The sequence below is a fragment of the Thioclava sp. genome (genome assembly GCF_048263065.1).
Taxonomy (GTDB): Bacteria; Pseudomonadota; Alphaproteobacteria; order Rhodobacterales; family Rhodobacteraceae; genus Thioclava.
This window is the reverse complement of sequence record NZ_JBLXEM010000065.1, coordinates 1-7,694: the sequence shown is the minus strand read 5'-3', so window position 1 is coordinate 7,694 and position 7,694 is coordinate 1. Positions and strand designations below refer to the sequence as shown.

The 7,694-nt window shown below is 61.3% G+C and carries 4 protein-coding genes and 4 pseudogenes; 5 read left to right on the top strand and 3 right to left on the bottom strand.

The window, feature by feature from the left end; translation table 11 throughout:
* The coding region (locus ACN0SD_RS20590) for a multicopper oxidase domain-containing protein (RefSeq protein WP_417810042.1) at positions 1-1,032 on the top strand (1,032 nt) is incomplete at its 5' end.
* On the top strand, positions 1,029-2,210 hold the full coding sequence (locus ACN0SD_RS20585) for a metal transporter (protein ID WP_037941822.1): 1,182 nt from the start codon (positions 1,029-1,031) through the stop codon (positions 2,208-2,210). The genes ACN0SD_RS20590 and ACN0SD_RS20585, both read left to right, overlap by 4 nt.
* A gap of 337 nt (positions 2,211-2,547) precedes the next feature.
* Here ACN0SD_RS20585 and ACN0SD_RS20580 read toward each other — a convergent pair.
* Both ACN0SD_RS20580 and ACN0SD_RS20575 read right to left on the bottom strand, forming a co-directional pair.
* Positions 2,548-2,826: pseudogene (locus ACN0SD_RS20580) on the bottom strand (hypothetical protein); the annotation flags it as partial.
* 222 nt (positions 2,827-3,048) lie between these two features.
* Positions 3,049-4,665, bottom strand: coding sequence for an ISL3 family transposase (locus tag ACN0SD_RS20575; RefSeq protein ID WP_417810041.1), 1,617 nt, complete (start codon positions 4,663-4,665; stop codon positions 3,049-3,051).
* 85 nt (positions 4,666-4,750) lie between these two features.
* Here ACN0SD_RS20575 and ACN0SD_RS20570 point away from each other — a divergent pair.
* From ACN0SD_RS20570 to ACN0SD_RS20560, 3 genes and pseudogenes are all read left to right on the top strand, one after another.
* Positions 4,751-5,377: pseudogene (locus ACN0SD_RS20570) on the top strand (acyl-CoA dehydrogenase family protein); the annotation flags it as partial.
* The gene (locus ACN0SD_RS20565; RefSeq protein WP_417810040.1) at positions 5,374-6,564 is read left to right on the top strand and encodes a CaiB/BaiF CoA transferase family protein; all 1,191 of its coding nucleotides are present in this window, start codon (positions 5,374-5,376) and stop codon (positions 6,562-6,564) included. The pseudogene ACN0SD_RS20570 and the gene ACN0SD_RS20565, both read left to right, overlap by 4 nt.
* 62 nt (positions 6,565-6,626) lie before the next feature.
* Positions 6,627-6,848: pseudogene (locus ACN0SD_RS20560) on the top strand (IS3 family transposase); the annotation flags it as partial.
* On the opposite strand, the pseudogene ACN0SD_RS20555 reads toward ACN0SD_RS20560, so the two are convergent.
* Positions 6,773-7,694 (bottom strand): annotated as a pseudogene (locus ACN0SD_RS20555) (ISKra4 family transposase); the annotation flags it as partial. The pseudogenes ACN0SD_RS20560 and ACN0SD_RS20555 overlap by 76 nt on opposite strands.

Sequence of the window (7,694 nt, the reverse complement as noted above, 5' to 3'; positions counted from 1 at the left end):
CAGGCAACGCCCGATCCGATGGCGGGGCATGCTATGCCCGGCGGGGCGGTCGATCCGTATTCGGCCCATGACAGTGGCATGGCGCATGGCAACATGACGATGGTCGGCCAGGTCGACCACGCCCGGAACGGATTCGACCCGACGGCCATGCTGACCGACTGGGAGACCGGTCGCACCGAAGTCCTGCCGGACGGGCGCACGTTGCGAACGTACGAGGTGGACACCATCGACGTGGAGATCGAGATCGCTCCCGGCGTTTTCTTTCCCGCCTGGACGTTCAACGGCCGCGTGCCAGGCCCCGCCCTGCGAGCGAAGGAGGGCGAACGGTTGAGGATCGTCTTTCGCAACCTCGGGTCACACCCGCATTCCATGCATTTTCACGGCATTCACTCGGCGCGGATGGACGGCGTTCAAGGCGCCGGGCTGATCGATCCGGGCGAGGAGTTCGTTTACGAATTTGATGCCAAGCCCTTCGGCTGTCATCTCTATCATTGCCACGCGCTGCCGCTGAAACGGCACATGCACAAGGGCATGTACGGCCTGTTCGTGGTCGATCCAGATCCGGCGCGCCACCCCGAATTTGCGGCCGTTGCCGCGTCGCGTGTGCTGGGCAGCCCGGAAAACGCCGAATGGCAGGAACTGGCGATGGTGATGAACGGCTTTGACACCAATTTTGACGGCGAGAACGAGGTCTATGCCGTAAACACGGTCGGCCAAGCTTACATGAACGCGCCGATCCGGATCGACAAGTCGCGCCCGGTCCGTATCTACCTCATGAATGCGACCGAGTTCGACCCTATCAACTCGTTCCATCTGCACGGCAATTTCTTTAACTACTACGACACCGGTTCGCAACTCACGCCGACCCTGCGCACGGTCGATGTGATCATGCAGTGCCAAGCGCAGCGCGGCATCCTCGAATTCAGTTTCGCTGACCACGAGGATGGGTTGTACATGTTCCATGCCCACCAGGCCGAGTTCACCGAACTTGGCTGGATGGGCTTTTTCGACGTGCGGGAGGCCGGAGCATGACCGATCAGACCCAACACAGCCGCCCGCCGAAGACCCGCCTGCTTCTGGTGCTAGCGCCACTGGCTGCCATGCTGGGCGCCTTTGTCTGGATTGCGTCGCTCGATCCCCTTCGCGGCTTCAATAACGGCGCGCCCCCGGTCGAGGCGCTGACCGTCGAACGGACGATCCTTGACGGGTCGGGGATTTCGCTCAGGGTGCGCGCCGGCGGATCGGAAGCAATGGTGGTCGCGCAAGTAGCAGTGGACGACGCCTACTGGACCTTCACGCAGGAGCCCGCGGGGCCGATTGCCCGGGGCGAAGCGGTCTGGTTGCGAATTCCCTATCCGTGGGTTCTCGGCGAGGCCCATCACGTCAACCTGCTGACCAACACGGGCGCGACCTTCGGGCATGAGATCGGGGTCGCCGTCTCGACGCCAAGTCCCACCTGGGGGCAACTTCGGCTCCAGGCGGTGATCGGGGCGATCGTCGGCCTTTTGCCGGTAGCGCTTGGCCTGATGTTCTATCCGGCCATGAAGGGCGTCGGGCGAAGGGGAATGAACTTTCTGCTGGCGCTGACGGTCGGGTTGCTGGCCTTCCTGCTGATCGACACCATATCCGAGGCACTGGAGCTATCGGCAGAAGCGGCCGCGATATTCCAAGGTTCTGCCATGGTCTGGCTGTCGGCGCTTGCAAGCTTTCTTCTATTGATGGCTATCGGGCGATGGCGCGGCAATCCGGAAGGCATCGCGCTTGCGTTCTACATCGCCCTTGGGATCGGGCTTCACAACTTCGGCGAAGGGCTGGCAATCGGCGGCGCATTCGCCGCCGGATCGGCGGGGCTTGGAACTTTCCTCGTCCTAGGCTTTGCCTTACACAATGTCACCGAGGGCATCGGCATCGCCGCCCCGATGCTTCGTGCCCGGCCGAACCTTTGGACGTTTGCCGCCCTGACCCTGCTCGCCGGTGGCCCGGCCATCCTCGGAATGTGGGCGGGCAGCCTTGCCTATGCGCCGCAATGGTCGGCACTGGCACTCGCCGTCGGAGCGGGTGCGATCCTGCAAGTCATGGTCGAGGTCAGCGCCTACCTTGTCCGTCAAAACGCCGACAGGCAGGCAGCGCTGATGTCACCAGTCGTACTGGTCGGGTTTCTGGGCGGCATCGCATTCATGTACGCGACGGCAGCATTGATCAAAATCTGAGCGGTGATCGGCTGTTTCGGCCTCATGGGGCGGTCGCCCAGCTCGATAAACTGACCCCGTCTGTCCACGGGGAGATCGCTATTTTCGTGCCTCAGTTTGTGCGCCCAAGAGACTTATTCTTTCGTGATTTCAAAATGAAGAATTTGAGGCTAGAGGGACTAGAGGATCCACCTGGATATCACAGATAAGTGAAAACACTGCAAATCCATCTGACCACTATTGCTGAGCCGCACGTCGAAATGTACTGTCTCATATTTTTGTTCTGTCACAATTCTGGGCCTCCGTTAAACCAGCAACAGATGCTACACACCAAAACGAGTGCTTCTTTAGATGTGTTTCATGGCATGGCCCGCCACATGCGGAAACACTCCTTTCCGGTCACCTCGCAGATTAGACCTTGTGCTTCCATCCAAGCAAGGTTGCGCTGGACGGCGCCGCGGCTGGCACCGGTCAGGGTCTCGGCTATTGGAGCGGAGACGACGGGCCATTCGGTCAGCACCGCGCGCAATGCTGGTGGTGTCTTGCCAGAAAGCGGGGCCATCATGGTTTCCGCCCGCGCTGACCATGCCTGGATGTCGTCGAGTTGCCGCATCGCGGTCAGGCATGCTATTTCCATATCGGCGTTGCGACGTCAATCGCCAGCGCACCTCTTCATCACTATCGGCAACGGAGTCGACGCCATCATTTTCCATCGATATCTGCCGCACAAGTCTGTGAACTCTATCTTTGGATTAAGGGCAAGAATATCGGAACTAAAAGCAAAATCTCATATTTAGTAGGGGCAAAGGACAGCCGTTGATCTCGTTGAATTTCTCATCTCACAATTAAGGGCTCTGCCTCAATCTGTGTGGCGGAATGGGAGCATTCTTGCCCGCAACAATTCTGGTCCGGCGCGGCCGTACATTGCGCGTTTGAGGGTTTTCAGGCGATTGATCTGACCTTCGGCCTGGCCGTTGCTCCAGGGCATCTCGATGGCGTTTTTGACCGCATCGAAGTCCCGGTTCAAGGTGCGGGCAAAGCGCACGATTGGCGCCAGGTCGGTTTCAATCGCGTCGTCGATCCATGCAGGGAGCGGGTCTGCCACTCGGCTGCGCAGGATACTATTGAACCGCATGGCGAGGCTGCGCATCGTTGTGAAGGAGGGCGCGCCGGCCTTGAGCGCGTCGACTTTCCGCGCCTGATCCGGGGTGAGCTTTCCGCGGGGTTTGATGCAGAGCGCGGCCGCGATGACCGGGGAGATCGCGTGCCCCGTTTCCGGGTCCCGCACCTGCCCCAGGATCTGGTGCTCAACGGTAGGGCCCTTTGTCTGCTGTTCGGCTCTGCGCCAGCCGGCCAGCAGCCGCTGCAAATGCGACTGACTCCCCTCGTAACCACGCTCTTGGATCATACGGAACAGGGCGCTTCCGGTTCGAATGCCGTCCTTCCAGCTCTGGCGCAGGAACTCTTCAAAGCACCACGGCGAAGTCGGTTTCAAAGCGGCCCGCCTGCGGTCCGGTGGTGTCTCGAACTGCAGCCATTTCGCGATGCTGCGACGCGGGAACCCTGTTCGCCGCCCGATCTCGCTGCAGGAAAGCCCCTGATTTCGGAGCGCATGAATGGTGGTGAAAATCTCTTCTCGAGACGTCCTGTGCGCCAGGCGGGACTTCAGAAGGCTGCCGGCTGCGGTGATGTTGTCGGCGTCGGACAGCAGCGCCCTGCCGGTCGCACGACCGTGAAGGTTCATCTGTTCCTCGATGGCCTGCCGCAGGTTCTGCACGATATGGAACCGGTCAGCGACCTGCTTCGCTTGCGGTGCTCCTTGCCGTGCAGCCTGGGCGTAGAGACCGCACCGATCTCTGCTGATCACTTCCACCTCGGGGTGACGCTTCAGCCAGTTGGTGCAGCTGACGACGTCTCGATCCTCGAGAATGTCGATCACCGCGCGACGCTCCAGATCCACAATGATCGTGCCGTAGGTTTGCGACTTCCGCCAGCTCCAGTCGTCGATCCCGATGACCGTCGGCGCCTCGGCGGTGCCTTGAACACACTTCTTCAGCTGCCTGAGCACCGTGTCATCGCTGACCCGAAGGCCCAAACGGTGCAAGAGCCGCTCGGCAGGCCGGCCACCGGTCGCATGCCCAAGATGACTGACAACCTCCCCGACACGCGACGTGCGCCGCGCATAAGGACGCGCAATCGAGGCGATCTGGTCCGAGAACGTCCGACGTGGGCAAGCGGGTGCCTGACATCGCCAACGGCAAACCGCGAGATCAACCGTAACACCATCTCCATGGGCGGGATAATCCTGCAGCCGCCGGCGCCGCCAGCCGTGACGTCGGCGTGAATGCAATCCACAGTCTGGGCAAATGCCGTTTGGTGTCAGACTGCCCAATACAATCCACCCGCCGGAATCATTTCGCTCTACGCTTTGAACCGAAACTTCGCCCCCGGGCGACCAGTGCTTCTTCGAACTCACAACTATCCCTCCTGAATTTTCCAGTTTCAGGATAGTTGCGCCACACAAAGTGAGGCAGAGCCCAATTAAGGGCTACGCGACAGCGGCGCATGATGATGCGATACGCGGCTTTGTTCTGGAAAAGGGCATGAAGGGGCTCTCCGCACCAAAGATCGACGGCAAGCTGTCGCTGCGCGCCTCGACCACCGGGCAGATCGTGATGGCGGATGTCGAGGTTGGCGAAGACGCCTTGCTGCCCGGCGTATCGGGCATCAAAGGTCCGTTTGGCTGTCTCAACCGGGCGCGGTACGGTATCGCCTGGGGGGTGATGGGGGCCGCCGAGACCTGCTTTGACAAGGCCCGGACCTATACCCTGGACCGGCGGCAGTTCGGGCGGCCACTGGCGGCGACGCAACTGGTGCAGAAAAAGCTGGCCGACATGCAGACCGAAATCGTGCTCGGGCTGCAAACCGTGCTGCGCGCGGGGCGGCTTATGGACGACGGTCGGCTGCCCTCAGAGGTGATATCCCTGATCAAGCGAAACAACTGCGGCAAAGCGCTGGACATCGCGCGGGTCGCCCGCGACATGCACGGCGGCAACGGCATCTCGGAAGACTATGATGTCATGCGGATTGCCGCGAACCTTGAAACCGTGAACACCTACGAAGGCACGCACGACATTCATGCCCTGATCCTCGGGAGGGCGATCACCGGCATCGCAGCCTTCGCGTGAGCGACGCAACGCCGCTGGCCGGTCTGAGGGTGCTCGATCTTACACGGGTTCTGGCCGGGCCATGGGCGACCCAGCTTATGGCAGATCTGGGCGCCGAGGTGATCAAGCTCGAACGCCCGGGGACCGGGGACGACACCCGCAGCTGGGGTCCGCCCTTTGCCGCGCTGCCGGACGGCAGCCGGGGTGAAAGCGCCTATTTCCTCTCCGCCAATCGCGGCAAGAAATCGGTAGAAGCGGATCTGAGCACCAGCCGTGGCCGCGACCTTGCCCGGGATCTGGCCAGGCAAAGCGACATACTGATCGAGAATTTCCGCGTCGGCGGGACCAACCGGATGGGGCTGGATTATGACACGCTGTCGGCCGAAAACTCCGGGCTGATCTATTGTTCCATCACCGGGTTCGGTCAGACCGGCCCGCATCGCCACCGTCCGGGATACGACCTGCTGGTGCAGGCCATGGGCGGGCTGATGAGCGTCACCGGCGAAAGCGAAGGGCGCCCGATGAAGGCCGGTGTCGCTCTCGCGGATATCATGACGGGACTGTATGCAACCTCTGCCATCCTCGCCGCCGTGCACGAGCGGGCGCGCAGCGGGCGCGGCGACTACATCGATCTCAGCCTTCTGGATGTGCAGATCGCCACGCTGGCGAACCAGGCGCAGAACTACCTTGTCAGCGGCACAGCCCCGGGCAGATCCGGAAATGTACACCCCAACATCGCGCCCTATCAGGATTTCCAGACGGCCGACGGGGCGATGGTGGTGGCCGTGGGCAATGACAGCCAGTTTCAGAGACTTTGTGACGGGCTCGGGGCGCCGGACCTTGCCACAGATCCGCGCTTTGCCACCAACGCGCTGCGGGTGGGCAATCAGAAGGCGCTGGAGGATGCGCTTGCACCGGTGCTGAGAAACGGAACCACCAGAACCTGGTTGGCCATTCTCGACACACATGGCGTTCCGGCCGCGGCGATCAACGACATTGCAGCGGTGTTTTCGGACCCGCAGATAGAGGCGCGCGGACTGCTGACCGGCGGCGACGATAACCTGCCCCTGGTCGCCTGCCCAATCCGTTTTCGGCGCATGGCGCTTTCTGCCGCGATCCGACCGCCCAATCTCGGAGAACATAATGGCCTCTATCGGACGTCCGGGGTGGGTTCGGATATTCAACAGGAAAAGTTGCACCCGACTTGAAATCCAGAGGCCTGACAGTGCTAATAGATTGGTTCAGGTCGGCACATTGACGTCAATGCGCGGCCTTCTTCTCGTCGCTGAAGATCGAACGGGCAGCCCGCAAGGTCTACCGCACCCGTGACGCGGCACGCGCCGACGTGTTCGACTACATCGACCGCTTCTATAATCCAAGGCGACGGCATTCGAGGGAGTGGACAGAACATGGTGGTCATGCGGCGCGTTTTCTGTTTGCGACGGTCAGCCGACCAGCGAGAACTGCGGCCCTTGTGACGGCTACTCGGTGAGCCCCTTTGGGCGACCACCGCATCCTTCTGCGCTTTCCCATTCAGGCATTGGCAATGTCATCGACTGACCCTTCGGCACGAGATGACGAGATGGGCTGCCCGTTACGGTACCGTCGGCCATAGTCAACAAGGGATTCCATGTTGTTCGCGAGATAGGTGTACAGTGTCTCGCAGCGGGCCTGCACACGAGCGGCAGCGGTGCGGACAGCCAGGGGCTCTTCCGCATGGCGGGTGCAATCATACATGAGCCCTTTCAGATAAGTTTCCGCGACCCGTGCTCTGCCATGCCACAGCCACCAGCGGAGGCTTTTCGCGGGGCGCTGGAACAGCACCGGAATTCCAGTGAATCCCGGTATCTGGACCAGACCCTGAACGGCGGCCTCGACATGTCGAATGCGCATCGAGATGTGCCACCAGTCGAGGATATGCTTCACCTGGCCGTCGCCACCCATGGCATTCCGCATGAGGTTCGGGAGGGCAAGCTCGCCATCAGAGATTACCGTCAACAGACGGCCCGGCTTCCATCCAAAGTCTGACAGCTCTTCTCGCATCCGGCTGCCTGGCGATGCAGTCGCATTGGCGACCAAGCCAAATCGTCGGCACATATTGCGACTTTCAATCTTACCGACCACAAGATCCAGGTGTCGCTGCTGATACTCCGGTCGACAGCGGATATGCGCACCGTCCAGAAAAACCGTCAAACCACCTTTGGGCGGTGCTTCAACGGGATCGCCTGATGCCCTTCGATTTTTCTCGAGCGCAGTGGCTACTCTTCCCAACCGGTCACGCACCGTGGTGTGATGGGGCGGATGGCAGGGGAGGAAGCTTTTCATCAGCCGCGCGGCT

Coding starts and splice junctions, on each gene's coding strand:
- ACN0SD_RS20585 (WP_037941822.1), top strand. CDS start 1,029: ATGACCGATCAGACCCAACACAGCCGCCCGCCGAAGACCCGCCTGCTT.